Raw genomic sequence first — 23,592 nt, 5'->3', positions numbered from 1 at the left:
ATATCAGCCTCTGCGGTAAGGTATGGGAGCTTGCCGGACAGGTCAAGGGGGCCTCATGCGGAACGTGGCGACCGAGCCCGGGGACGGCGAGGAGCTGTCCCTCGCCGAGCGCGCCTACCGCGCCATCCGGGACCGTCTGGTGATGCTCGAGATCCGCCCGGGCGCGCCGATCAACGAGGACCAGTTGGCACAGTCCCTCGGCGTCGGGCGGACGCCGGTGCGCGAGGCGCTCAAGCGGCTCCAGTACGAGCGCCTCATCACCACCTACCCCCGGCGCGGCACCTTCGCCACCGAGGTCAACATCACCGACCTGGCCTACATCTCGGAGGTGCGCCAGGAGCTGGAGCCTCTGGCCGCCGCCCGCGCCGCGCGGCGCGCCACCGCCACCGACCGTGCGACGCTGACGGCCCTACGGCGGGATCTGGAGAGCGTGGATCCGCACCGGCACGCCGCCGCCGACCTCATGCACCTGGACCTTCAGGTCCACCGCGCCATCTACGCCGCCACGCACAACCCGTACTTGGAGGACACCCTCGTCCGCCACGACAATCTGGCCACGCGCATCTGGTGCCTGTTCATCGACCGTCTGTCCGACGTGGCCGGCCACGTCGAAGAGCACGGACCGCTGATCGACGCGATCGTCGCCGGTGACCCCGACAAGGCGGCACAGCTCGCCGGCAACCACGTCGAGGGCTTCGAACGGGCCATCCGCGCGGCCATCTGAGACGCCCTCTTCCCGACCGGGGGCGGGAGTTCTCCCCGGTCGGTTCTCCCCGGTCAGTGCGCGGCGGGGCCCGGATGCCCCGCCGCCACCCGCGGCCGCTCTCCTGTTGAGTGCGTGGGGACATATCCACGGCCTCGTCGTGCTGGAGGTGTTCGGGGACACCTCCTTCATCGGAGAGCACCAGGCCGAGATCTTCCGCATGGCCATGCTGAAGCCGCTCGAGGACACCCACAGCCGGATCCTGGACACGCCGCGTTCGGCCGACAGCTGAGGTGTTCGCCGACGCAACCCGTCGCGCGAGTTCGCTCCTTGAAGGCACGTCACTTCATTGGTGCGGACCTATTGACGGGACGCGTTCAACTCCCGAAATATATGGGCCGAGAGTCCGGCCGTGACCTTCCGGCCGAAAACCGCATGTCGCGGGCTGCGGCGGCGCCTGTCCGACGGACATGCCACTGCCGGGGCCCGTCCGCGTCTGAGGAAGGCATCCCCCCACATGAACCACCGCGAAGAATTCACCGCCCAGGACCGCGCGCACCGCCGCCGCCGGCGGCGGATCGCCCTGGCCGTGGCCGCCGTGGCCACCGCCGCGAGCACGACCGCGGCCGCCTGGGCCGCAAGCCCCGGTCAAGCCCCCACCGGGGCATCCGCCGCACCCGCCGCCGTGGCCCCCTACCTGTACAACGGATGGGGCAACCCGCCGGACCCGGGCGAGGTGATGGACGCCACCGGCGTCAGCTGGTTCACCCTCGCCTTCGTGCTCGACGCGGGCAACTGCTCCCCCCAGTGGGACGGCAGCCGCCCGCTGACCGGCGGGGCCGACGAGCAGACCGTGAAGGCCATACGGGCCAAGGGCGGCGATGTCGTGCCGTCCTTCGGCGGCGCGAGCGGCGCGAAGCTGGAGCAGTCCTGTGGCGACGCGAAGGCCCTCGCCGGGGCCTACCAGAAGGTCATCGACGCCTACGGTCTCAAGGCCATCGACATCGACATCGAAGGCGATGCCTACAACGACCCGGCCGTCCAGCAGAAGACGATCGACGCCCTGAAGCAGGTCAAGGCCGACAACCCGGGGCTGCTCACCTACGTCACCTTCCCCAGCGATCAGAACGGCCCCGACGACAGCATGATCCGCCGGGCCGCCGATTCCGATTTCGAGGCCGACAGCTGGACCATCATGCCGTTCGACTTCGGCGGCGAGGGCCAGAACATGGGCGAGCTGACCAAGCAGGCCACCGACGGTCTGAAGAACGCCGTCAAGGGCGCCTACGGCTACAGCGACGACGACGCCTACCGGCACAGCGGCCTGTCCTCGATGAACGGCATCACCGACGTCAACGAGACCGTCTCCACCGACGACTTCGAGACGATCCTGGACTACGCCTCCCAGCACCACCTGTCGCGGCTCTCCTTCTGGTCCGTCAACCGGGACCGCCCCTGCCCCGGCGCCTACCCGAACGACGACACCTGCTCCGGAGTCGCCCAAGAGCCCTGGCAGTTCACCGGAATATTCGCCCGGTACCAGGGCTGAGGGAGACACACCACCATGACGAACGACACCACCAAGCGCGGGCGTCGCGGACGCCGCCGCATCGCCGGCTGGACCGCCGCGTTCGCCGCGCTGGCCGGCGCCGCCGCGGCGGCGCTGACCGTACCGGCGGCGCACGGCGCGGACGCCGAACCGGACCTGGGTCCCAATGTGCAGATCTTCGACCCGTCCATGTCCGCCCAGGACATCCAGGGCAAGCTCGACTCGGTCTTCGGCGAGCAGGAGAAAAACCAGTTCGGCCAGGCCCGGCACGCCCTGCTGTTCAAGCCCGGCTCCTACGACGTCAAGGCCAACGTCGGCTTCTACACCCAGGTGGCGGGCCTGGGCCTGTCGCCCGACGACACCACCATCAACGGCCAGGTGCACGCCGAGGCCGACTGGTTCGATGGCAACGCCACGCAGAACTTCTGGCGCGACGCCGAGAACCTCGCCGTCAACCCGGACGGCGGCGCGGACCGTTGGGCCGTATCGCAGGCCGCCCCGTACCGCCGCATGCATCTGAAGGGCGATCTGCAGCTGGACGACGGCGGCTGGTCCAGCGGCGGTCTGCTGGCCGACACCAAGGTCGACGGGCAGGTGAAGTCCGGATCGCAGCAGCAGTGGCTCTCCCGCAACACCGAATGGGGCAGCTGGACCGGCTCCAACTGGAACATGGTGTTCGTCGGCGCGCAGAACGCCCCGGCCGGGAACTTCCCCAACCCGCCCTACACCCGGGTCGACAAGACACCCGTGTCCCGTGAGAAGCCGTTCCTGTACGTCGACGACGACGGCGCCTACAAGGTGTTCGCGCCGGACGTGCGCACGGACTCGACGGGCACGTCCTGGTCCTCCGGTGCGCCGAAGGGCACATCGATCCCGCTGGACGACTTCTTCATCGTCAAGCCGGGGGATACGGCAGAGGAGATGAACGCGGCGCTCGACGCGGGCAAGCACCTGCTCGTCACCCCGGGGGTCTACCACCTGGACGCGCCGCTGAAGGTGACCCGTCCCGACACCGTCGTGCTGGGCCTGGGGCTGGCCACGCTGATTCCCGACAACGGGGTCTCGGCGATGACGGTGGCCGATGTCGACGGCGTCAAGCTCGCGGGCCTGCTCATCGACGCGGGCACCGAGAACTCCGAGACGCTGATGGAGGTCGGCCCCAAGGGCTCCTCCGCGAGCCACGCCGACAACCCCACCTCGCTGCACGATGTGTTCTTCCGGGTCGGCGGCGCGGGCGTGGGCAAGGCGTCCACCAGCCTGGTGGTCAACAGCTCGAACGTGATCGGCGACCACACATGGATCTGGCGCGCCGACCACGGTGACGGCGTCGGCTGGGACTCCAACACGGCCGACCAGGGGCTCGTCGTCAACGGCGACGACGTGACCATGTACGGCCTGTTCGTGGAGCACTACCAGAAGCACCAGACCACCTGGAACGGCGAGGGCGGCCGCACGTACTTCTACCAGAACGAGATGCCCTACGACCCGCCGAACCAGGACGCCTGGATGAACGGCTCCACCAAGGGATACGCCGCCTACAAGGTGGCCGACTCGGTCAAGCGCCATGAGGCATGGGGCCTGGGCAGCTACTGCTTCTTCAACACCAACAAGTCCGTCACCGCCGAGCACGCCTTCGAGGTTCCCCAGACCCCGGATGTGAAGTTCCATGACATGGTCACCGTCTCGCTCGGCGGCACCGGCACGATCAACCACGTCATCAATGGCACGGGAGGCCCCTCGGACGCGGGCAGCAACGTCGCGAACGTGACCGAGTACCCCTGATCCCCCGGCTTCCCTGACGCACTCACCAGTTCCACCAGTTCCACCAGTTCCACCAGTTCGCCTGTGGGGCGCGGGTACCTCGCCCGCGCCCCACAGTCGGCTGAGCACACGTACGGACCGCATGTCGTTGTCGGATTCCCCTTCGTGAAGGACGGGCACTGATGAGCGTTTCCCGGCGAGCCCTGCTGACCACCGCGGCCGGTACGGCGGTGGCGGCCACCTCGATCGCTCCCCCGGCGCAGGCCGCGCAGAAGGTTCCCGGCCATGCCGCCGCCACGCTCGATGCGACGGCGGACTACGCGGTGGCGAAGCTGCGCGCGGTGGCACCGGGGGTGAGTGGCTTTCCGGTCGGTACGAAGTTCGAGAAGTGGACGTACTCCCAAAACGGCGACTGGGTCGGCGGGTTCTGGCCCGGCACCCTGTGGATGGCCTGGCTCCACAGCGGCGAGGAGCGGTTCCGCACCCTGGCGCTCGCCTCCGCGGAAAAGCTGGCCCCGCGCCAGAACGACACCGGCACCCACGACCTCGGATTCCTCTTCTACCCCTCGTGGGTCACCGCGTGGCGGCTCACCGGCGACGACACGTGGCGGACGGGCGCGATACGGGCGGCCTCCTCGCTGATCCGGCGGTACAACCCGCAGGGCCGTTTCATCCGGGCCTGGGGAGCGCTGAACGATCCGGCGAACGCGGGCCGGGTCATCATGGACACGATGATGAACCTCGATCTGCTGGCGTTCGCGAGCAGCCAGACCGGGGACGGCAAGTACCTCGACATCGCCGTGGAGCACGCGAGAACCACCCAGCGGAACTTCCTCCGCCGCAACGGGTCGACCCCGCATGTCTACGACTTCGACCCGGCCTCCGGAGCACCCCTCGGCCCGGGCACCGTACAGGGCTACAGCCCGGCCTCCTGCTGGTCACGCGGGCAGGCGTGGGGGATCTACGGATTCACCACGATCTACCGCCGGACCGGCGAGCGGGAATTCCTCGCCACCGCACGGAAACTCGCCGACTTCGCCCTGGGCGCGCTGAGCCCGGACCACGTGCCGGTGTGGGACTATCTCGCGCCGCAAGCGCCCCACGACATCAAGGACGCCTCCGCGGGGGCGGTCATGGCCTGCGGCCTGCTCGACCTGTCCCGGGCGACCGGCGAACCGCGCTACCGCGAGGAGGCGCTGAAGCTGCTCACCGCGCTGTCGGAGACCTGTCTGACCAGGAAATCGACCCGCGCCGATGCGGTCGTGGCGCGCTGCACCCGCAATCGGCCGAGCGAGGACGGCATCGAGATCTCGCTTCCGTACGCCGACTACTACCTGCTCGAAGGCATCCTGCGGGTGCTGCGGCCCGACGACATCGACCGGGCCATCGACCTGTCCACGGTCTGACCCGGCCCCGGTCGCCGACCACCTCATCGTTCGCTCTCCCAGCCGCCGGGGCCGCCGGTGCGCCGCTCAGGCGCCCGCGGTCACGGCCCTGAGCTCGTCCAGGGATTCGCGCATCACCTGTGCCATCCCGCGTTCCTCGGACACCAGGACCCAGCGCTCGAAGCCGACCTTGAAAACGGCGAGGCCCGCCTCCGCGGCCAGGCTCGCGGCCGGCTCCGCGACGCCGCGTCGGCGCAGGATCTCGGCGAGCGCGGCCGACAGCGAGGCGAGTTTGATCAGCTCGCGCTCCAGGAGTTCCGCGTTCGCCGTGATCACGGCCTGGCGCCTGCGCGCGAACTCGCGGCGGTCTTCGAACAGCTCGGAGACCGCGTCCAGGCCCACCCCCAGCGCGTCGATCGGCGCCGCGGACTCCGGGGCTTCGGCGACCGCCCGCACGAAGCGTTCCTCCAGCTCGCCGGAGCCGGCGAACAACACCTCGCGCTTGTCCGCGTAGTGCCGGAAGAAGGTCCGCTCCGTGAGCCCCGCCCGTTTGGCGATCTCCGCCACGGTGGTCTGCTCGTACCCGCGCTCGCTGTACAGCTCGAGCGCCGCTTTCGCCATGCGTCCCCGGGCGTCCGGCTGCCACCTACTCATACCCGGATCTTACGCGATGACAGTCAATGACATCAGGTGTAGTGTCGATGACAGCAACTGACATCAACGGTCTGGGGTTCTTCCCATGCGCATTTTTGTGACCGGCGCGTCCGGCTGGCTCGGCTCCGCCCTCGTTCCCGACCTTCTCGACGCGGGACACCAGGTCCTCGGGCTCGCCCGCTCCGACGCCTCCGCCGCCGCGCTCACCGCGGCCGGGGCGGAGGTCGTCCGCGGCACCGTCGACGACCTCGACGTCCTGCGGGACGCGGCCATCGCCTCGGACGGGGTGATCCACCTCGCCTTCAAGCACGACATCGCCTTCACCGGCGACTTCCAGGGCGCCGCCGAGGCCGATCGCCGCGCCGTCGACACCTTCGGCGACGCGCTGGCCGGCACCGGCCGCCCCTTCGTCCTCGCCGGCGGCCTGGTCGGCCTCGCGCCCGGACGGGTGGCGACCGAGCGGACCACCCCCACGATCGACGGTTCGCCGACCTCGATCCGATCGGCCACCGCACAGGCGGTGCTCGCCCTCGCCGCACGCGGCGTGCGCTCCTCCGTGGTGCGGCTCGCCCCGACCTGCCACGGTGAAGGAGACCAGGGCTTCATGGCGGTTCTGGTCGCCACTGCCCGGGCCAAGGGCGTCTCCGGCTACCTCGGCGACGGCGCCAACCGCTGGCCGGCCGTCCACCGGCTCGACGCCGCACGGCTGTTCCGCCTGGCGGTCGAGAAGGCCCCGGCGGGATCGGTCCTGCACGGCACCGCGGAGGAAAGCGTCACCATCCGCGACATCGCCGAGGTGATCGGCCGCCACCTCGACATCCCGGTCACCTCCGTGGCCCCCGAGGCCGCGGCCGAGCACTTCACCTGGCTGGGCGGCTTCCTGGGCTTGGACTCCCCGGCGACGAACACCCTGACCCGCGAACTGCTGGACTGGCAGCCGACCCGCCCCGGCCTCCTCGAAGACCTCGACCAGGGCCACTACTTCCCCGCCCCCGCCGCCACCGCCACCGCCACCGCCTGACGAACGGCTCGGACGCCCCCTGCGAGGAGTTCCGGAGCCCGGCATCGGATGGTGCCGTGACATCGGATGGTGCCGCGTGAAGGGCACACCACACCGACGGGACTGGCCGCCGTCCGGTCGATGGGCCACACTGCTCACAGTTTTCCAAGGCCGAGTGACGCAAGGGGCGCTGATGGGCGCGTACGACGAGACTTACCACCGCAGCCTCGAGGATGTCGAAGGGTTCTGGCTGGACGCGGCGGCGGCGATCGACTGGACCCGGCCACCGACCCAGGCCCTGGACGACTCCCGTGCGCCGCTGCTGCGGTGGTTCCCCGACGGTGAACTCAACACCTCGTACAACGCGTTGGACCGGCATGTCGAGAACGGCCACGGCGACCGGACCGCGCTGATCTACGACTCCCCGGTGACCGGTGCGGTCCGGCGCTTCAGCTACGCCGAGCTGCGTGATGAGGTCGCGCTCTTCGCCGGGGCGCTGCGCTCGCTGGGTGTCGCCAAGGGCGACCGGGTCATCGTCTACATGCCGATGGTGCCCGAGGCGGTCATCGCCATGCTGGCCTGCGCCAGGATCGGCGCGGTGCACTCGGTGGTCTTCGGCGGCTTCGCTCCCAAGGAGCTGGCCGCCCGTATCGAGGACGCCGAACCGGCCGTGATCGTCGCGGCGTCCTGCGGGATCGAGCCCACACGGGACGTGGAGTACCAGCCCATCATCGAGGCGGCGCTCGGCCTGACCACCCATCAGCCGGACAAGGTCGTCATCCTGCAGCGCGACCGGGCGCGAGCGCGGCTCGGCGAGCGTTACGTGGACTGGGCGGATCTCGTCGCCCGCGCCGAGCCGGTCGGTCCGGTCCCGGTGGCGGCGGCCGACCCGCTGTATGTGCTGTACACCTCCGGTACCACCGGCAGGCCGAAGGGCGTCGTCCGCGACAACGGCGGCCATGCGGTCGCGCTGGCGTGGTCGATGGGTGCGATCTACGACATCGGGCCGGGCGACGTGTGGTGGACCGCGTCCGACGTCGGCTGGGTGGTCGGTCACTCCTATATCGTCTACGCGCCGCTGCTGATCGGTGCGACCACCGTGCTGTACGAGGGCAAGCCGGTGGGCACCCCGGATGCCGGGGCGTTCTGGCGGGTGATCAGCGACCACGGTGTGAAGGCGCTGTTCACCGCTCCCACGGCATTGCGGGCGATCAAAAGGCTCGACTCGGAGGCCGCCGAGCCGAAGAAGTACGACCTGTCGTCGTTCCGCACCCTCTTCATGGCCGGGGAGCGGCTCGACCCCGAGACCTACCACTGGGCGCACCGGCACCTCGGCACACCGGTCATCGACCATTGGTGGCAGACCGAGACCGGCTGGCCGATCGCGGCCAACCTCCACGGGCTGGAGCCGATGCCGGTCAAGCCCGGGTCGGCCACGGTGCCGGTTCCCGGCTGGGATGTGCGCGTCCTGGACCAGGGCGGTGCCGAACTGCCCGCGGGCCAGGAGGGCGTGATCGCGATCCGGCTTCCGCTGCCGCCCGGCGCGCTTCCCACGCTGTGGGGTGACGACCAGCGGTTCATCGAGGCGTATCTGTCCCGGTACGACGGCTACTACCTGACCGGTGACTCCGGGTACCGCGACGCGGACGGCTACCTGTTCGTCATGGGGCGTACCGACGACGTGATCAACGTCGCGGGGCACCGATTGTCCACCGGCGCGATGGAAGCGGTGCTCGCGGCGCATCCGGCCGTCGCCGAGTGTGCGGTGATCGGGGTGCACGACGAGCTCAAGGGCCAGCTGCCCCGGGGCTTCGTGGTGCTCAAGGCGGGCGCCGACATCCGCGACGAAGACCTGCGCGAGGAGCTGGTCGCGGCGGTACGCCGGGAGATCGGCCCGGTCGCCGCGTTCCGGGCCGTCTCGGTCGTGGAGGCGCTGCCCAAGACCCGGTCGGGAAAGATCCTGCGCAAGACGATGCGCGGAATCGCCGACGGGCGCGATGAACCGGTGCCGTCGACGATCGAGGACCCGTCGGTGCTGGACGCGCTGCGGCCCGTGCTGCGCCCTGAGTGAGCGTTCCCCGTCGGCAGCACCTGGGCCGGTGGTGGACCGCCGCCGGGGCGCGCACTCGTTCCGGCGAGACCTGCCGCGGCGCGCGGTCGATCACTGACCGAGCGAAGATCTTGCGCTGTGCCTGTGACACCGTTCCAGGACCATCGAGAACCAGGTGGGGTGCTGCCGCGGCTCAGCAGTACCGGCATCGCGCAGGGGCGACCGGACGGCCTCAGAGGTTCTGTCCGCCGGAGACTTCGATGTCCTGGGCGGTGATCCAGCGGCCTTCCTCGGCGACCAGGGTGGCGATCACCATGCCGATGTCGTCGGGCTCACCGATCCGCCCGAGCGCGAAGGTGCGCGCCAGGTCCGGGATGATCTCCGGGTGCCGCTCGAAGGCATCGTCGGCGAAGCGGGTGCGGGTGGCGCCGGGAGCGACGGAGTTGACGCGGATGCCCCGGGTGCTGAACTCCTTGGCCATGTAGCGCGTCAGTACGGTCAGGGCGCCCTTCAAGGACGCGTAGACGGAGTACCCGGGCGCCGTCACGGCCGGCCGTGTGGAGTTGCTGGTGGTGTTGACGATCGCTCCGCCGTCGGCCATCAGCGGCAGCAGCGCCTGGGTGAGGAAGAACGGCCCCTTGAGCAGGCCACGGGTGAGCGTGTCGAAGGACTCCTCGGTGGTGTCCTCGATCATCGAATGCCCCGCGAAACCCGCGTTGTTGACGAGGTGGTCGAAGGTGTCGCGCTGCCAGGTGGTGCGCAGCGCGTCGGCCACGGCGTCGCGGAAGGCGGGAAAGCCGGTCGTGTCGCCGATGTCCAGAGGCAGAGCCACGGCGGTGCCGCCCCGCTTCTCGATCTCGGTGACGGCGTCCTGGGCGCCCTGCTGGTTGGAGCTGTAGGTGAGGATGATCCCGGCGCCCCGTTCGGCGATCTGGATCGCCGCGCTGCGGCCGATACCGGAGCTGGCGCCCGTGACCACGGCTACCTTCATGATGTGCCTCCTGCGCACGCGGTGGAGCATGCGACCTCCACCCGGAATGTGACACTCCCAGGTAATCGGTCGGCGTCACACCGGCGAAAGAAAGATCCTCCCGCGTCCTTGCCCAATCCTGCCGCGCTGGTGCGGGGGCCTCGGCCGCCACTCCCCGGGCGCGGGGGCGGGCCCTGCGCCCTACGGCAGAGCGGCCGCTTGGGCGCCTCCGGAAAGGCTCAGGTGGCCGGCGTCCTGGCTGGGCGGTGTGCCGAACTGCCGACGGTACTCGCGGCTGAACTGCGACGGGCTCTCATAGCCGACGAGGAGGCCGACACCGGTGACGTCGGCGGATCGTGTCGTCAGCATCAGCCGCGCTTCCTGCAGGCGGATGCGCTTCTGGAACTGGATGGGGCTCATCGCCGTCACCGTACGGAAGTTGCGGTGGAAGGCGGAGACGCTCATCCCGGCGAGCCGGGCCAGATCCTCGACCCGGAACGGCTCGGCGTAGTGCTCCCGGATCCAGCGCACGGCTCGCGCTACGTGGCTGAGACTGCTGTCGGCGAGTCCGAGCTGGCGCACGATCTCCCCCTGGTCACCGGTGATCAGCCGCCACAGGATCTCGCGCTTGATCAGCGGGGCGAGCACCGCCTGGTCGCTGGGCCGGTCCAGCAGGCGCAGCAGCCGGATCACCGCGTCGAGCAGCTCCGCCGGGGCGTCGCTGACGGCGATGGCCGAGCGCGGTCCACCCGGGATGCGCCGGGCGTCATCGGGCCCGGCCAGCAGCAGATCGGCGACGGCGGAGGGCTCCAGGGTCAGCCCGAAGCCGAGGGCGGGCTCCTCCGGGCTGGCCTCGGTGAAGTTTCCGGTGATCGGCAGGTCCACCGACGCGACGAGGTACTGGCCGGCCCGGTACTCGTACACCCGCTCGCCCAGCGCCAGCCGCTTGGTCCCCTGGGCGATCACGGCCAGCACCGTGCCGGACGTCGTCGGGGTGGGCGGGTAGGGGCTCTCGAACTTCGATACGCGGACGCCCTCGATATCGGTGCTCCAGTCCGGCCGCGCATGCCGGACCAGCAGGTCGCGGAGTTCGTCAAGGTGCATACGACGATTGCAGCACAGCACCTCCGGCGTCCGTGGCGACGAGAGACCCGCCCGGGGCGAGGCGTCGAGGTGGCCGCGCGACAGCCGCCCGGGGCCGAGGCGCCGTGCCTCGCCCCGGGCACACCGGCCTCAGTCGTCGACCGGGCCCATCGGGAAGATGGCCAGCTCGGTCTTGCCCTCGTGGAAGCCCTTCTCGGAGAGGGGTTCCAGGGCGACGGCGAGCCAGCGGCTGTCCGGGGACCAGCTGAGGGCGTCGACGTAGGTGCGCAGTTGGCGGCCGAGGATGATCTTCTTGTCGGCCATCCGCCATACGCACAGTTCGTGCGGGCGCTCCTCGCGGAAGTCCAGATAGCCCAGCTTGCGGCTGAAGCTGCCGACCGCCAGATAGCTGCCGTCCCCGTTCGAGGCGAGGGTGAACAGCCGCTCCGAGGCATCGTCGACCTTGTCGATCACCTCGCCCGTGGCCGGGTCGACGACGTAGAGGTTCTGCTGCGCGCCGAGGAAGAGGCGCGAGGCGTCGCCGGAGAAGGCCGTGCACTGGATCGGGTCCCATTCGCCGGCGTGGGAGATCCGGCGGGCGGGCTCAGGCTCGTCGCCGTGCACATCGAAGCCGCCCTCGCCCGCACCGTTCGGGCTGATGCGGTACGCGCCGTCGCGGGAGCGCAGATGCCCGCGCTGGAACGGTGCCTCGGCCTCCGCCCGCCGGTCGACGTCATAGGCCCACTGCTTCTCCTCCTCGGGCTCGCCGCCGCTGCTGTAGCCCTTGACCACGAGAATGTGCCCGCCCGGCACCCACATCATCAGCGGCACGATCCAGTCACCGGCGCGGGTGTGCACCACCTCGCTCCAGTCGGCGGTGTCGTAGACCCACACCCGGCCCTGATCGCTGCACAGGGCCAGGTACGTGCCGTCGTCGGAGAAGTCCATCCCGGTGATGTGGTCGTAGGTGACGCTGCCGGTCGTGGTCTGATACGGCCGCAGGGTGACGGCCGGTCGGGCCAGGTCGGGTATGTTCGGGGAGTCCTCGGCCGTCCAGCTGTCGCCGTTGAGCGGAAAGGCGGCCGAGCCCCAGCCATCGCCCACGCTCAGCGGCTCCAGCCACTTGCGGTCGGTGACCCGGATCTCGTACTCGGCCTGGACCAGCAGGTCCTCGTCCTTCCAGGAGCCATCGCGCTCGTAGTAGAAGTCGTGCAGCTCATCCCACTGGGGGTAGGTGAGCGGGTAGTTGCGGAGCTCCACACGCTCGACTCGGGAGATGAACCGGCGGGCGTTGGTGTCGGCCCATTCGTAGTCGAGGAGCTGGTCGGTGCTCACGACGCGCCCGAGCGGGCCCGTGCGCTCGTCACCGTCGCCCAGATAGCCGGAAGCGGCCTCCCAGAGGAAGTGCAGGAAGGTGTTGGGCTCCTCGTTCGGCAGCGGGATGTGCGTGCGCGACGCGACGTCGTAGTAGACGACGAACACCAGGAACCTGACGCGGAGTTCATCGGGATCCACGGCAAGAACCCGTACGCCGTACATGTCGGTCGACATCGTCGTCTCCTCTGGAACTGGTGATACGGACGCCACCGGACGCGCGGCCTCCCGGCCCCATCGCGTGGTGTGCGGAACGCGTCAGATCCTTGCAGAGGGGCCTGACAACGACGCTCACCTGCGGCGGCGGCGACGCTCATGTACGGCGGCAGCCACCCCGCTGCCATGCCGAGGTCAAGCGGCGGCCTCACCGGACGTGTCCTGGCTCCCCGGCAGCCCTTCGCTGGTGGTGAAGTAGAAGACGGGGAGCAGGATGAACGCGGCCAGGGCGGCCAGCGGCGTGACGAGGACTCCCAGGACTCCGGCGAGGGCGTAGGCCAGCGCTCCGATCCACGAGCGAAGGGAGCCGTGGCGTACGTAGGTGGGCTCGATGGTGCTTTCCAGGAGCTCGGGGCGCCGGCGCAGGTGGTGGTAGAGGGCCGCCCAGCTCAGACACATCGCGGCGGCGAGGGCCGCGTAGAGCGCCACGGCCACCTTCGCGTCCGTGCCCCAGGCGTCGGCCTGCAGTTCGGTGGCGACCACGTCGGTGGGAAAGGCCAGCGCCGCCGTGGTGAAGAGCAACAAGAGGTTCGCCGCGTGCAGGCCCCGGTCCATGCTGCGGATCCGCAGGAATGCCCGGTGATGGTTGAGCCAGATCACCGCGATGTAGCTGAAGGACGCGGCGTATCCCAGGTAGGCGGGCCACTGGCGGGCAAGTGCGTGTCCCAGTCCGCCGGGCGGATGTGCGGGGGTGATCAGGCCGAGCACCAGGAGGGTCAGTGCGATCGCGAAGACGGCGTCGCTGAACGCTTCGGCGCGAGCCGTGTACGACAGAGCGAACCGCTGGGCGGGCACGCGGAAACGGGGCTGCGTGCGAGGCTCCTTTTCCCGACTTCCCCCAGACAGGCGCATATAGCGCATAACGACTATATCGGGTTCCACTTCGCCGCAGCTCATCCCGCGGTGGGGCGGACTCGGCTCACCCCTGAACCGCGGCCCTCACCTGGGTAAACTGTTGCCGTCCCGACAAGCCCCGAAGAGCACCAGGAGGCCGGATGCCGCCGCACGACACCTCCGCGCTCGGGGCACCGCGCGAAGGGCACGGCCGCGACCTGTCCCCCGCCCGTCAGGCCCTGTCGGACAGCGTCTACGAGAACATCAAGGCCATGGTCATGGACCATGAGATCACCCCCGGCGCGCGCGTCAGCATCGAGGCCCTGGCCCGCGCCCTGAGCGTCTCACCTACCCCCATCCGGGAGGCGCTGGCCAGGCTGGAGTCCGACGGCCTGGTGGTGAAGAGGCCGCTCTCGGGGTACCGCACCACCGAGCTGCTGACCCGCCAGGGGCTCGAGGAGCTCTTCGAGATGCGGCAGTTGCTGGAGCCGAGGGCGGCCGCGCTCGCCGCGGACAACGCCAGTGAGGCTCAGCTCGACGGCATCGAGCGGATCGCGGAGGAGATGCAGTCCCATTCGGGGACTGCCGGGCGCTATGCGGCCTACCGCGATTTCGCCGCCCTCGACCAGCGCTTCCATGACGCGATCGCGCAGGCGTCCGGGCGGCCGCTGCTCGCGGACGCGGTGGAGCGGCTCCATTCCCATCTGCACATCTTCAGGCTCAGCAGCGTCCTCGACGCCGAGGACCCCACCCTCGCCGAGCACCAGCGGGTGCTGCACGCGATATTGCGCCGCAACCCCGACCGCGCGGCCGAGGCGATGGCGGAGCACCTCGCCCGCAGCCTCCGGCGCCAGCTCAGCCAGGACGAGGAGTCCTGACCGCGCGGCGTCCGGCATCAGCCCGGCCGGGGCGGGGGCGCCCCGGCCCGGTCATAGCTCCACCGCACGCGGGCGCACGGCCGAGGTCGCGCGGTCGTGGATGATGCGGATGATCCGGCCGCTCATCCGCTCGTAGTCGCGGTCGTTGTCCACCTCACCGCGGATCCGGTGGTCGGCCATCACTGCCACCCGGTCCGCGAGCGTGATCATCTCCGCGAGGTCGCTGCTGATCAGCAGGATGGGCAGGCCATCGCGGGCCAGCTCCCAGATGAGTTCGTGGAAGGCGTGCTTGGTGCGCACATCGACACCGACGGTCGGCTCGTCGACGATGAGCAGCCGTGTGTCCGCCGCCAGCCACTTCGCCAGGCTCACCTTCTGCTGATTGCCACCGGACAGCTCACCGGCGTTCTGCCCCAGCCCGGAGATGCGGATGCCGAGACGTTCGACGAGGTCGTGCGCCACCGCCTGCTCCTCGCGCGCGGAGACGAAGCCGAGCGCCTTCGCCAGTCTCTTCCACACCGTCACCGTGATGTTCCGGGCGATGGGCTGCTCCAGGAAGACCCCTTCCTCCTTACGGTTCTCGGTCAGATAACCGATGCCGAAGCGGTGCAGGGCCTGCCGGGGAGAGGCGATGCGCACCGGCTTGCCGTGCACCCGGATCTCGCCGCCGGTGACGCGGTCGAGGCCGAGCATGGCCTTGACCAGTTCGCTGCGCCCCGCGCCGACCAGTCCGTACAGACCGACGATCTCGCCGGGCCGGACGTCCAGGCTGATGTCCCGGTGCCCGGCGGCGGTGGAGACGTCGTCGAACGAGAGCACCGGCGCCGCGGACGTGTCCACCGCCCGCGGGCGCATCTCGGTGGCCGAGTGGGCGCGGCCCACCATGAGACCGACCACGTCGTCGTGGGTGTGGTCGGCGAGCGGCGAGGACTCGAGCACGGACCTGCCGTCGCGCAGAACGGTGACGGTGTCGCAGATGGCGAACACCTCCTCCAGTTTGTGACTGACGAAGACGACACACGTGCCCCGGGCCTTCAGCCGCCGGACGACCTCGAACAGGCGCTCCGCCTCCTGCGGGGAGAGGGAAGCGGTCGGCTCGTCCAGGAGCAGCACCCGGCTCTCGGTGTACAGGGCCTTCGCGATCTCCACCAACTGCTGCTGTGCCACGGACAGTTCACGGACCGGCTGGTCCGGGTCGAGGTCAAGACCCAGCTCACCGAGACACCTCAGCGCGGGGACGGTCATGGCCGCGCGGTCGATCAGACCGCGGTGCGAGGGAGGGCTCTGCAAGGTGATGTTCTCGGCCACCGAGAAGCCGGGAATCAGATTGCGCTCCTGGTGCACCACGCCGATGCCGGTGCGGGTGGCCTCCTGCGGTGAGCGCAGGTGGACCTCGCCGCCGCACCAGGTCAGGCGGCCGCCGTTGGGCGTGTGCACCCCGGTGAGGACCTTGATGAGGGTGGACTTGCCGGCGCCGTTCTCGCCGAGCAGAGCGTGGATGGACCCCTCGGTCAGGCGCAGTCCGACGCCGTCCAGGGCCCGTACGCCGGGAAAGACCTTGACGATGGCGTGGCATTCGAGAAGGACGTTGCTCATCCGGAACCTCCCGTGTGCGGCAGGACGGCAGGCGGTCGCGCATCACTCGGCGGTGGTGCGGGCGGTACGCGGCCGCGCGAACCGCCCCGCTTTTCCAGGTGGGTCTGGTGGATACGGCCACCGACCACCGTGCCGAGCACGACCACGCCGATGAGGAAGTTCACCCAGCTCGGGTCGAGCGAGAACTGCGCGCGTGCGGCGTCGATGAGCCGCATCACGAAGGCCGCCAGCACCGTGCCGAGCACGGCGACCGACCCTCCGGTGAGCGCCACACCGCCGATGATGGGAGCCGCGAAGCTGGGCAGCAGCCAGTCGCCGCCGACACTGCGGTTGACTCCGGGCAGCGACGCCGTCGCGGTCAGGGCGGCCACGCCGATCAAGAGTCCGGACAGGGTGTGGGCGAGCACGATCTGCCGGTCGGTGGAGATGCCCGAGAGCCTGGCCGCCAGCGGGTTGCCGCCAGCCGCCAGGAGCCGCCGGCCGGCGGTGCTGCGGTACAGGAAGGCGGCGAGCAGCGCCGCGGCGGCCAGAGCGGTGACGAACACCAGCGGGACGTTCAGCGGGGCCGCCCTGCCGAGGTCCTTCAGGCCCGCGGAGTATCCGTCGACGGTGCGCGTGCCCACCAGCCAGTACTGCGCCCCCTGGAGGATGGTCATCGTCCCAAGGGTGACGATGAAACCGTTGATCTTCGTCACCACGATGCACAGGCCGGTCACCAGGCCGATGGCTGTCGCCGCCAGCACACCGGCCGCCACCGCGACCCCGGTGGGCACGCCCTGGTCCGCCATGAGGACGCCCATCAGGCAGGCGGTGAAGCCGCCGAGCGCGCCGACCGCGAGGTTGAGCTGTCCGACGCACAGCGCGACCATCTGGGCCAGTCCGATGAGGACAGGGGTGGCCAGGTACCGCAGGAAGGTCCGCACCGAAGGGCCCTCGAGGAACGAGCCGGAGGAGGCCACACCCAGGGCGAGGTAGCCGGCGAGCACCACGCACAGCAGGGTCATCGTCGTGGAGCGGGAGAAGCGGCGCAGGACCGCGGCGCCCCGCTCTCCCCGGTCGCGGATCGTGTTCATGTGGAGCGCACCACCTTGCGATGGGCCACCACGGTGCGCACACGGTCGGCCGAGAGGGCCAGCAGGAGTACGCAGCCGAGGTAGATGTTCAGGCTTTCGAGGCCGACACCGAGCAGATCGAGCCCCTTGCGGATGACGCCGACCAGGGACGTGCCCAGCAGAGCGCCCAGTACGGAGACGACGCCGCCGGTGAGCAGGGTGCCGCCGAGCACCGAGCCGAGGAAGGACGGCAGCATGAAGTCGTCCCCGATGGAGGCGCGGAACGTTCCGGTGCCGACGGCGGCCATGAATCCGGCGAGCGCGGCGAGCAGCCCCGAGAGCGTGTGCGCCAGGATGAGGCGGCGGCCGGTGGGGATGCCGGACAGCTCAGCCGCCGCGGGGTTCGCCCCGGTGAGCAGCAGCTCCCGGCCGATGCGGGTGCGGGCGTACAGGAAGCCGAGGCCGACCAGCGCCAGGACGGTGAACTGCGCCAGCTGCGGGATGACCGGGGATCCGCACACGGGCCCGACACAGATGTCGGCCAGCGAGTACGAGCGCAGTTCCGCGAGCCCGGACGGCTTGCTGGTGAAGGCGGCGTTCTCGGTCAGGGCCGAGTAGAGCAGGGAGACGAGCCCCAGCAGCGCGAAGTCCATCGCCAGGGTCACCACGAACGAACTCACCCCGGTACGGGTGATGATCCAGCCGGTCAGCGCGCCGATGGCGGCCCCGGCCAGCAGGCACAGCACCAGGCCCAGTGGCAGTGGCAGGTCCAGCCGGTCGTATCCGAATCCCGCGAACAGGGCTCCGAAGGCGGCCATCCGCCCGACGGCCAGGTTCATATGCCCCACCGAGAGGACGACCATCTGGGCGAGCGCCACCACCGTCAGCGCCGAGACGTCCCGCACCAGTGGGAACAGCACGAGCCGTTCATCGAGGAACGCCGGCTGCAACACGCCGAACAGGGCACTGAGGCCGACGACGAGCGCCAGCAGGCCGAGCCGCTGGTTGACCCAGAACGGCAGCCGGTGCACCGGACGTGGCGGCGTGGCCCCGGTGGAGCCGGTGTCGGTGCCCGGCGGGAGGACGGGCGTTGTCATGCCACCCTCCGGTCGTCGATGGCGTCCATGTCCCAGTCGATGCCGATCCCCGGAACGTCGGGCGCCACGGCCCGCCCGTCGCGGATCGTCAGCTCGCTGCGGGTGACGGCCCGCAGCTGCGGGATGTACTCGACAAACCTGCCGTTGGGCACCGCGGCCACGAGGCTGACATGCAGCTCCATCAGGAAGTGCGGGCACACCATGACGTTGTGGCTCTCCGCCGTGTGGGCGACCTTGAGCCAGGGGGTGATCCCGCCGATGCGGGCGGCGTCGACCTGCACGATGGAAGCGGCGCCCGTCTCGAGGTAGGTGCGGAACTGCGCGGGCGAGTACAGGGACTCGCCGACGGCGACGGGAATCCGTGTCGCACGCGCCAGCCGGGCATGGCCGCTGATGTCGTCCGCCGGCAGGGGCTCCTCGATCCAGTACGGTTCGTAGGGCTCCAGCGCGGCCGCCAGTTGGAGGGCCGAGGACATCGTCTGCGACTGGTTGGCGTCGGTCATGATGTGCAGCGAGGGGCCGACGGCCTCTCGTACGGCGCGCAGGCGCTCCGCGTCCTCGGCGGCATGCGGCTTGCCCACCTTGATCTTGACACCGTCCCACCCGGCCTTCTGGGCCTGGAGCGCGCCCTTCACCAGGTCGTCGGCGGTCAGATGGAGCCAGCCGCCCTCGGTGTCGTAGACCGGAACGTCCTGGCGGTGGCCGCCGGCCAGTCGCCACAGCGGCTCGCCCGCGCGCTTGCAGCGCACGTCCCACAGCGCGGTGTCGACGGCGGCGAGCGCGAGCGAGGTGATGGCTCCGGTGGTGGTGGCGCGGGTCAGGGCGAACAGCCGCTGCCACAGCGCCTCGACGTTGCGCGCGTCCTGCCCGATGAGGGCGGGCAGCAGATGGTCCCGCAGCAGGGCCAGTACGGAGGTTCCGCCGGTGCCGATGGTGTAGGCGTAGCCGGTCCCCGTGCTGCCGTCCACCGTGGTGATGTCGACCAGGACCGTCTCCTGCTTGACGAAGGACTGCACCGCGTCGGTGCGGTCCGTCTCCACGGCGATGTCGGCCAGCTTGGCCGTGGCGGTCGTGATGATGCTCATCTCGTGATGCCCGTTTTCTGTAGAGCGGGATGGCTTCTGTAGTGCGGGGACGGCTTATGTGGTGCGGGGACGGCGGGGATCAGCCGCACGCAAGGACGTCGTCGGCGAACTGCTTCTTCAGCTGATCGGTCTTCGCCTTCCGGGCGTGGTCGTAGGTCGTGACGTTCTTCTTGGTGACGACGAACGAGCCGGAGTCGACGGACTGGCCGGGCGTACGCATGGTGCACTGCTTCGTCTGCAGCAGCGCGAGCGCCCACGCCCCGACCTTCGCCTGTCCCACCGGGTTCTGCACGACGGTGGCGGTGACCGTGCCCTGCTTGATCGAGCTGAGGATCTTGGCGTCGTCGTCGATGGCGACGACCTTCGCCCGTGAACCGGAGCTCCTGACCGCGTCGGCGGCGGCGACTGCCGGGTTGTAGGCGGTGGAGACGATGCCCTGGATCTGCTTGCCCTTGGCCGTCAGCAGGTCGGACACCGCCTTCTGCGCGGTCTGCAGGTCCTTGTCGATGTCGGTGACGGTCTGCAGCAGTTTCGCCTTGCCGCCCGACTCCTTGACGGCCCTGGCGACGCCCTTGATCCGCAGCTGGGTGTTGGCGTCCACGTTGTTGCCCGTCAGATGGACGATCGTGCCCTTGCCGCCCATCGCGTCGATGGCGGCCTTGGCCGCCTTGTACGCGGCGAGTTCGACATCCGTGGAGAGGCAGAAGTCGGCCTCGTTCCTGCCCGCCGGGCAGGAGCCGAGCGAGGCCACGGCGAGGCCCTGCGACTTCAGGTCGGCGAACGTGGTGTTGATGTCGGTGGGCGAGACCCCGAAGACGCCGAACGCGTTGTAGCCGCGCGCGGCGAGCGTGGACAGCAGATTGTTCTGCTTCTGCTGGTCCCACTCCGCCGTCTCGTCGAACGTCACGCCCCCGAGCCGGTACGTCTTCTTCGCGTCGGCGCCGGCGGACTTCCAGGGCTGGAAGTAGGGGTGGGCCCCGCCGGGCACGAGCGCGACTTTGGTGGCCGACCCGTCCGCGAGCACGGCCGAGCCACCACCCGCCCGCGTGGAGGCGGGGCCCTGCCCGCCCGTCGGCTCACCCGAGTTCTTGAGCGTGCAGGCTGCCGAAGCCGCGGCCAGCACCGCGACGGCGACCACTCCCGGCAGTACAGATCCAGTCCGGAGACGCACCTCCGCACCTCCACGAATCAAATAGGAAATTGATGCCGCGATGGTGTGTCAGTCGGGCCGCCCCGTCAAGACCCCTGACAAACACGAGATCCGGCACCCCTGTGGATCAGGTGCCGGATGCTCGTTCCAACGGGTTCCTATAGGAAATGTGTGTCCTGAACCAGATCAGCCGGCGTACTGGGCGAAGACGCGGGTGAAGTCCCACGGCTGCTGGGAGACGCCCGAGCAGGTGTCCGCTCCGCCACCGGTGCAGGGCCGGTCACGGTTGACCGACCAGAAGGTCAGCCGCGCCAGGTGCCTCTGCTGGGCGTAGCCCAAGATGGTGCGGAAGTCGCCCACGGTCACGGTCTCGCCGTTGTCGGTGATGCCGTTCATCGAGGAGATGCCGGTGTGCCGGTACGCCTGGTCGTCCGTGTACCCGTAGGCGCTCTTGACCGTGTTCTTGAGCCCCTCGGCGGCCCGGAGGGTGAGCTGGCCCATGTTCTGGCCGGCTCCCCCGAAGTTGAACGGCATGATGGTCCAGCTGTCCACGGTCAGACCGGAGGCGGCGGCCTTGCTGATCAGGCTGTTGTCGGGGCCGTTCTGGCCGGTGCCGAAGGTGACGTACACCTTGATACCGGGGTTGTTGGCCTTGACCGTCTTCAGCGCGTCGACCGTGCGCTGCTGGACGGTCGGGCTGTCGTAGGCGGCGGCCTCGATGTCGATGTCGATCGCCTTGAGACCGTAGGCGTTGATGACCTTCTGATACGCGGCGGCCAGCTCGCCCGAGCTGCCGCAGGAGCTCTCCAGCTTGTTGCCGCTCCAGCCGCCGAAGGACGGGATGACATCGCCGCCTGCGGACCGCACGGTGTTGATGGTCTGCTGGTCGACGCCTCCGGTGAGCGGACGGCCACCGTCCCACTGCGGGTTGCAGTAGCCGTTGCTGAGGACGAAGGCGAGCGTGAACCACTTGACGCCGGTCGCGTTCATCACGGTGGTGGGGCTCGGCGGGCTGCCCCAGCCGTTGTAGAGGTACGGGGCCACGGCCATGGCTCCCGGCCCGGTCGGCGGAGTGCTGCCACCGTCCGGCGCCGTCCACTTCTGGTTGGCGGCGCCGGTGCAGGTCCATATCTGCAGCCGGGTGCCGTTGGCCGAACTGCCACCGGTGGCATCCAGGCACTTGTTGGCCTGTGGGTTGACGATGTCGCGGGCCGCGGGAACGGCCCATTGCTGAGCCGCGCTGCCATTGCAGTCATAGAGCTGGACCAGGCTGCCGTCGGCCGTGCCACCCGACGCCACGTCCAGGCACTTCCCCAGCGCACGGATCGTGCCATCGCCACCAACGGTCCACTGCTGCGCGGCGGATCCATTGCAGTCGTAGAGCTGGATGGGCGTGCCGTTCGCGCTGTTGGCGCCCGCCACGTCCACACACTTGCCGCCGACACCGGTGATCTGTCCGGTGGCCGCCGCGGCACCACTCGCGGGAATGCTGGTCAGGCCGGTGAGGAGGGCGGCGGCGGCAGCCGCGCCCAGGATGCCGCGCACCGCGGGTCTGCGCAGGAGTCTCATGTTCATCTGGTCACCGTCCACTTCTGGTTGGCGGCGCCGGTGCAGGTCCATATCTGCAGCCGGGTGCCGTTGGCCGAACTGCCACCGGTGGCATCCAGGCACTTGTTGGCCTGTGGGTTGACGATGTCGCGGGCCGCGGGAACGGCCCATTGCTGAGCCGCGCTGCCATTGCAGTCATAGAGCTGGACCAGGCTGCCGTCGGCCGTGCCACCCGACGCCACGTCCAGGCACTTCCCCAGCGCACGGATCGTGCCATCGCCACCAACGGTCCACTGCTGCGCGGCGGACCCGTTGCAGTCGTAGAGCTGGATGGGCGTGCCGTTCGCGCTGTTGGCGCCCGCCACGTCCACACACTTGCCGCCGACACCGGTGATGGCACCGCCGCCCGGCTGTCCGCTGTCGGTGCTGACCCGGACGTAGTCGACGAGGAGCTGCTGGGGGAAGGCCGTGCTGCCGTTGGGGTCTCCGGGCCAGTAGCCGCCGACCGCGAGGTTGAGGATCAGGAAGAAGGGCTTGTTGAACGCCCACTGCCGGCCACCGAGGTCGGCGGGGGTGCGCCGCTGATACACGGTGCCGTCGACGGACCAGGTGATCGCGTTGGGGCTCCAGTCGACGGCGAAGGTGTGGAAGGCGTCGGCAAACGCCTGGCCACCGGGCAGGGAGTACCCGGCGCCGATGCCGCCGGACCCCGAGTATCCGGGGCCGTGGAGGGTGCCGTGGACCGTAGACGGCTCGAAGCCCACGTTCTCCATGATGTCGATCTCACCCGAGTTGGGCCAGCCGACCTGTCCGATGTCGTTCCCCAGCATCCAGAACGCCGGCCACATGCCCTGCCCGCGCGGAATCTTCATCCGGGCTTCCACCCGGCCGTAGGTGGTGGTGAACTTGCCGGCCGTGTTCAGCCGGGCGGAGGTGTACTCACACCTTCCGTACCAGCACTGGTAGTTGCTCGGGTTCTCGCGGCGGGCGGTGATGGCCAGATGGCCCTGTCCGTCGAGGGCGGCGTTGCGGTTGCCCGCTGTGTAGTACTGCCGCTCATGGTTGTTGACGTTGTCGCCCGTCTCGATCTGCCACTTGCCACCGTCGACGGCGGAGCCCGCGGGCCCGTCGAACTCGTCGGAGAACGTGACGGCGGCGGCCCCGGCGGCCACGGCCGGTGGCGCGGCGGAATGCGCCGCGGAGGCGGGCGCGCCCTGCGCCAGTCCAGTGGACAGGGAGGCGAGGGCGAGGAACGAGACGACGGACAGCAGCAGTCGCCGGGGTAAGCGCGGGGAGTCCATGACTCTCCCTTCCAGAAACATGTGCATGACAGGTACAGAGAGACATGGGGCGCATGTGAAACCAACGTGTGGAACCAAGTGGTTACGGCGCCGACCGGGGTGCGATGAGCGATCCGGGAGGTACTTAGTTCACTACGTGATTTAAGAAGTGAAGGAAAATCCTGTCAAGGGCTTGGTATGGACCATATTTATGGACAGAAACCGCCGTGGAGGACGGCCGCACAACTGGTGACGGCCCACGGGGGATATCCCCCATGCCGATCCTGGGGTGCGCCGGATCGCGCCCCGTAGGGGGCGAATCTAGCG

Annotated in this window: 19 protein-coding genes and 1 pseudogene; 8 read left to right on the top strand and 12 right to left on the bottom strand. The window is 69.7% G+C overall.

Annotated elements, in window-relative coordinates:
- Nucleotides 1-55 precede the first annotated feature (55 nt).
- From ACFYOY_RS20265 to ACFYOY_RS20245, 5 genes and pseudogenes are all read left to right on the top strand, one after another.
- Nucleotides 56-724 (top strand): GntR family transcriptional regulator, encoded by a 669-nt coding sequence (locus ACFYOY_RS20265; RefSeq protein WP_351887739.1) that lies wholly within the window; start codon nucleotides 56-58, stop codon nucleotides 722-724.
- Nucleotides 725-830: 106 nt separating this feature from the next.
- Nucleotides 831-995, top strand: coding sequence for a hypothetical protein (locus ACFYOY_RS20260; RefSeq protein ID WP_388588505.1), 165 nt, complete (start codon nucleotides 831-833; stop codon nucleotides 993-995).
- Nucleotides 996-1,376: 381 nt separating this feature from the next.
- Nucleotides 1,377-2,252: pseudogene (locus ACFYOY_RS20255) on the top strand (chitinase); the annotation flags it as partial.
- Between the two features lie 15 nt (nucleotides 2,253-2,267).
- Nucleotides 2,268-4,034: a coagulation factor 5/8 type domain-containing protein gene (locus tag ACFYOY_RS20250; protein WP_351887737.1), complete on the top strand. Its 1,767-nt coding sequence runs from the start codon at nucleotides 2,268-2,270 to the stop codon at nucleotides 4,032-4,034.
- A 161-nt stretch (nucleotides 4,035-4,195) separates the two neighbouring features.
- Nucleotides 4,196-5,419, top strand: a complete 1,224-nt coding sequence (locus ACFYOY_RS20245) for a glycoside hydrolase family 88 protein (RefSeq protein ID WP_388588502.1) — start codon at nucleotides 4,196-4,198, stop codon at nucleotides 5,417-5,419.
- Between the two features lie 66 nt (nucleotides 5,420-5,485).
- On the opposite strand, the gene ACFYOY_RS20240 is transcribed toward ACFYOY_RS20245, so the two are convergent.
- Complete coding sequence (locus ACFYOY_RS20240; RefSeq protein WP_351887731.1) at nucleotides 5,486-6,052, bottom strand: helix-turn-helix domain-containing protein; 567 nt, start codon at nucleotides 6,050-6,052, stop codon at nucleotides 5,486-5,488.
- A gap of 85 nt (nucleotides 6,053-6,137) precedes the next feature.
- Here ACFYOY_RS20240 and ACFYOY_RS20235 point away from each other — a divergent pair, with 85 nt between their 5' ends.
- Together ACFYOY_RS20235 and ACFYOY_RS20230 are read left to right on the top strand one after the other, a co-directional pair.
- Nucleotides 6,138-7,073 (top strand): SDR family oxidoreductase, encoded by a 936-nt coding sequence (locus ACFYOY_RS20235; RefSeq protein ID WP_388588498.1) that lies wholly within the window; start codon nucleotides 6,138-6,140, stop codon nucleotides 7,071-7,073.
- A gap of 172 nt (nucleotides 7,074-7,245) precedes the next feature.
- Nucleotides 7,246-9,123 carry a propionyl-CoA synthetase gene (locus ACFYOY_RS20230; protein ID WP_351887725.1) on the top strand — a complete coding sequence of 626 codons (1,878 nt, stop codon included), beginning with the start codon at nucleotides 7,246-7,248 and terminating at the stop codon, nucleotides 9,121-9,123.
- A gap of 211 nt (nucleotides 9,124-9,334) precedes the next feature.
- Here ACFYOY_RS20230 and ACFYOY_RS20225 read toward each other — a convergent pair whose 3' ends face one another.
- The 4 genes from ACFYOY_RS20225 to ACFYOY_RS20210 all read right to left on the bottom strand — a co-directional run bounded on the left by ACFYOY_RS20225 (nucleotide 9,335) and on the right by ACFYOY_RS20210 (nucleotide 13,540).
- The gene (locus ACFYOY_RS20225) at nucleotides 9,335-10,093 is read right to left on the bottom strand and encodes an SDR family NAD(P)-dependent oxidoreductase (protein WP_388588495.1); all 759 of its coding nucleotides are present in this window, start codon (nucleotides 10,091-10,093) and stop codon (nucleotides 9,335-9,337) included.
- Nucleotides 10,094-10,273: 180 nt separating this feature from the next.
- A complete protein-coding gene (locus tag ACFYOY_RS20220; protein ID WP_351887719.1) occupies nucleotides 10,274-11,176 on the bottom strand; it encodes an AraC family transcriptional regulator in 903 nt (300 codons plus the stop codon).
- A 129-nt stretch (nucleotides 11,177-11,305) separates the two neighbouring features.
- Nucleotides 11,306-12,706, bottom strand: a complete 1,401-nt coding sequence (locus ACFYOY_RS20215; RefSeq protein WP_351887717.1) for a WD40 repeat domain-containing protein — start codon at nucleotides 12,704-12,706, stop codon at nucleotides 11,306-11,308.
- A gap of 174 nt (nucleotides 12,707-12,880) precedes the next feature.
- Entirely contained in the window at nucleotides 12,881-13,540 is a 660-nt protein-coding gene (locus ACFYOY_RS20210; protein ID WP_351887714.1) for a TMEM175 family protein, read from the bottom strand.
- 200 nt (nucleotides 13,541-13,740) lie between these two features.
- On the opposite strand from ACFYOY_RS20210, the gene ACFYOY_RS20205 reads away from it, so the two are divergent.
- Nucleotides 13,741-14,457 carry a GntR family transcriptional regulator gene (locus ACFYOY_RS20205; RefSeq protein ID WP_351887711.1) on the top strand — a complete coding sequence of 239 codons (717 nt, stop codon included), beginning with the start codon at nucleotides 13,741-13,743 and terminating at the stop codon, nucleotides 14,455-14,457.
- A 51-nt stretch (nucleotides 14,458-14,508) separates the two neighbouring features.
- Here ACFYOY_RS20205 and ACFYOY_RS20200 read toward each other — a convergent pair whose 3' ends face one another.
- The 7 genes from ACFYOY_RS20200 to ACFYOY_RS20170 all read right to left on the bottom strand — a co-directional run bounded on the left by ACFYOY_RS20200 (nucleotide 14,509) and on the right by ACFYOY_RS20170 (nucleotide 23,286).
- Entirely contained in the window at nucleotides 14,509-16,053 is a 1,545-nt protein-coding gene (locus tag ACFYOY_RS20200) for a sugar ABC transporter ATP-binding protein (RefSeq protein ID WP_351887708.1), read from the bottom strand.
- Nucleotides 16,050-17,126: an ABC transporter permease gene (locus ACFYOY_RS20195; RefSeq protein WP_388588489.1), complete on the bottom strand. Its 1,077-nt coding sequence runs from the start codon at nucleotides 17,124-17,126 to the stop codon at nucleotides 16,050-16,052. The genes ACFYOY_RS20200 and ACFYOY_RS20195 overlap by 4 nt, the downstream gene beginning before the upstream one ends.
- Entirely contained in the window at nucleotides 17,123-18,202 is a 1,080-nt protein-coding gene (locus ACFYOY_RS20190; RefSeq protein WP_388588486.1) for an ABC transporter permease, read from the bottom strand. Before ACFYOY_RS20190 ends, ACFYOY_RS20195 begins: the two co-directional genes overlap by 4 nt.
- On the bottom strand, nucleotides 18,199-19,287 hold the full coding sequence (locus tag ACFYOY_RS20185; protein WP_388588483.1) for a mandelate racemase/muconate lactonizing enzyme family protein: 1,089 nt from the start codon (nucleotides 19,285-19,287) through the stop codon (nucleotides 18,199-18,201). Before ACFYOY_RS20185 ends, ACFYOY_RS20190 begins: the two co-directional genes overlap by 4 nt.
- Nucleotides 19,288-19,366: 79 nt before the next feature.
- Nucleotides 19,367-20,458, bottom strand: coding sequence for a substrate-binding domain-containing protein (locus ACFYOY_RS20180; RefSeq protein ID WP_351887696.1), 1,092 nt, complete (start codon nucleotides 20,456-20,458; stop codon nucleotides 19,367-19,369).
- A gap of 165 nt (nucleotides 20,459-20,623) precedes the next feature.
- A complete protein-coding gene (locus ACFYOY_RS20175; protein ID WP_351887693.1) occupies nucleotides 20,624-22,012 on the bottom strand; it encodes a ricin-type beta-trefoil lectin domain protein in 1,389 nt (462 codons plus the stop codon).
- Nucleotides 22,009-23,286 carry a ricin-type beta-trefoil lectin domain protein gene (locus ACFYOY_RS20170; RefSeq protein WP_351887690.1) on the bottom strand — a complete coding sequence of 426 codons (1,278 nt, stop codon included), beginning with the start codon at nucleotides 23,284-23,286 and terminating at the stop codon, nucleotides 22,009-22,011. Before ACFYOY_RS20170 ends, ACFYOY_RS20175 begins: the two co-directional genes overlap by 4 nt.
- Nucleotides 23,287-23,592 lie beyond the last annotated feature (306 nt).

It is taken from the genome of Streptomyces sp. NPDC007875 (genome assembly GCF_042868035.1).
Lineage (GTDB): Bacteria > Actinomycetota > Actinomycetes > Streptomycetales > Streptomycetaceae > Streptomyces > Streptomyces antimycoticus.
This window is presented reverse-complemented; position numbering and strand designations above follow the sequence as displayed.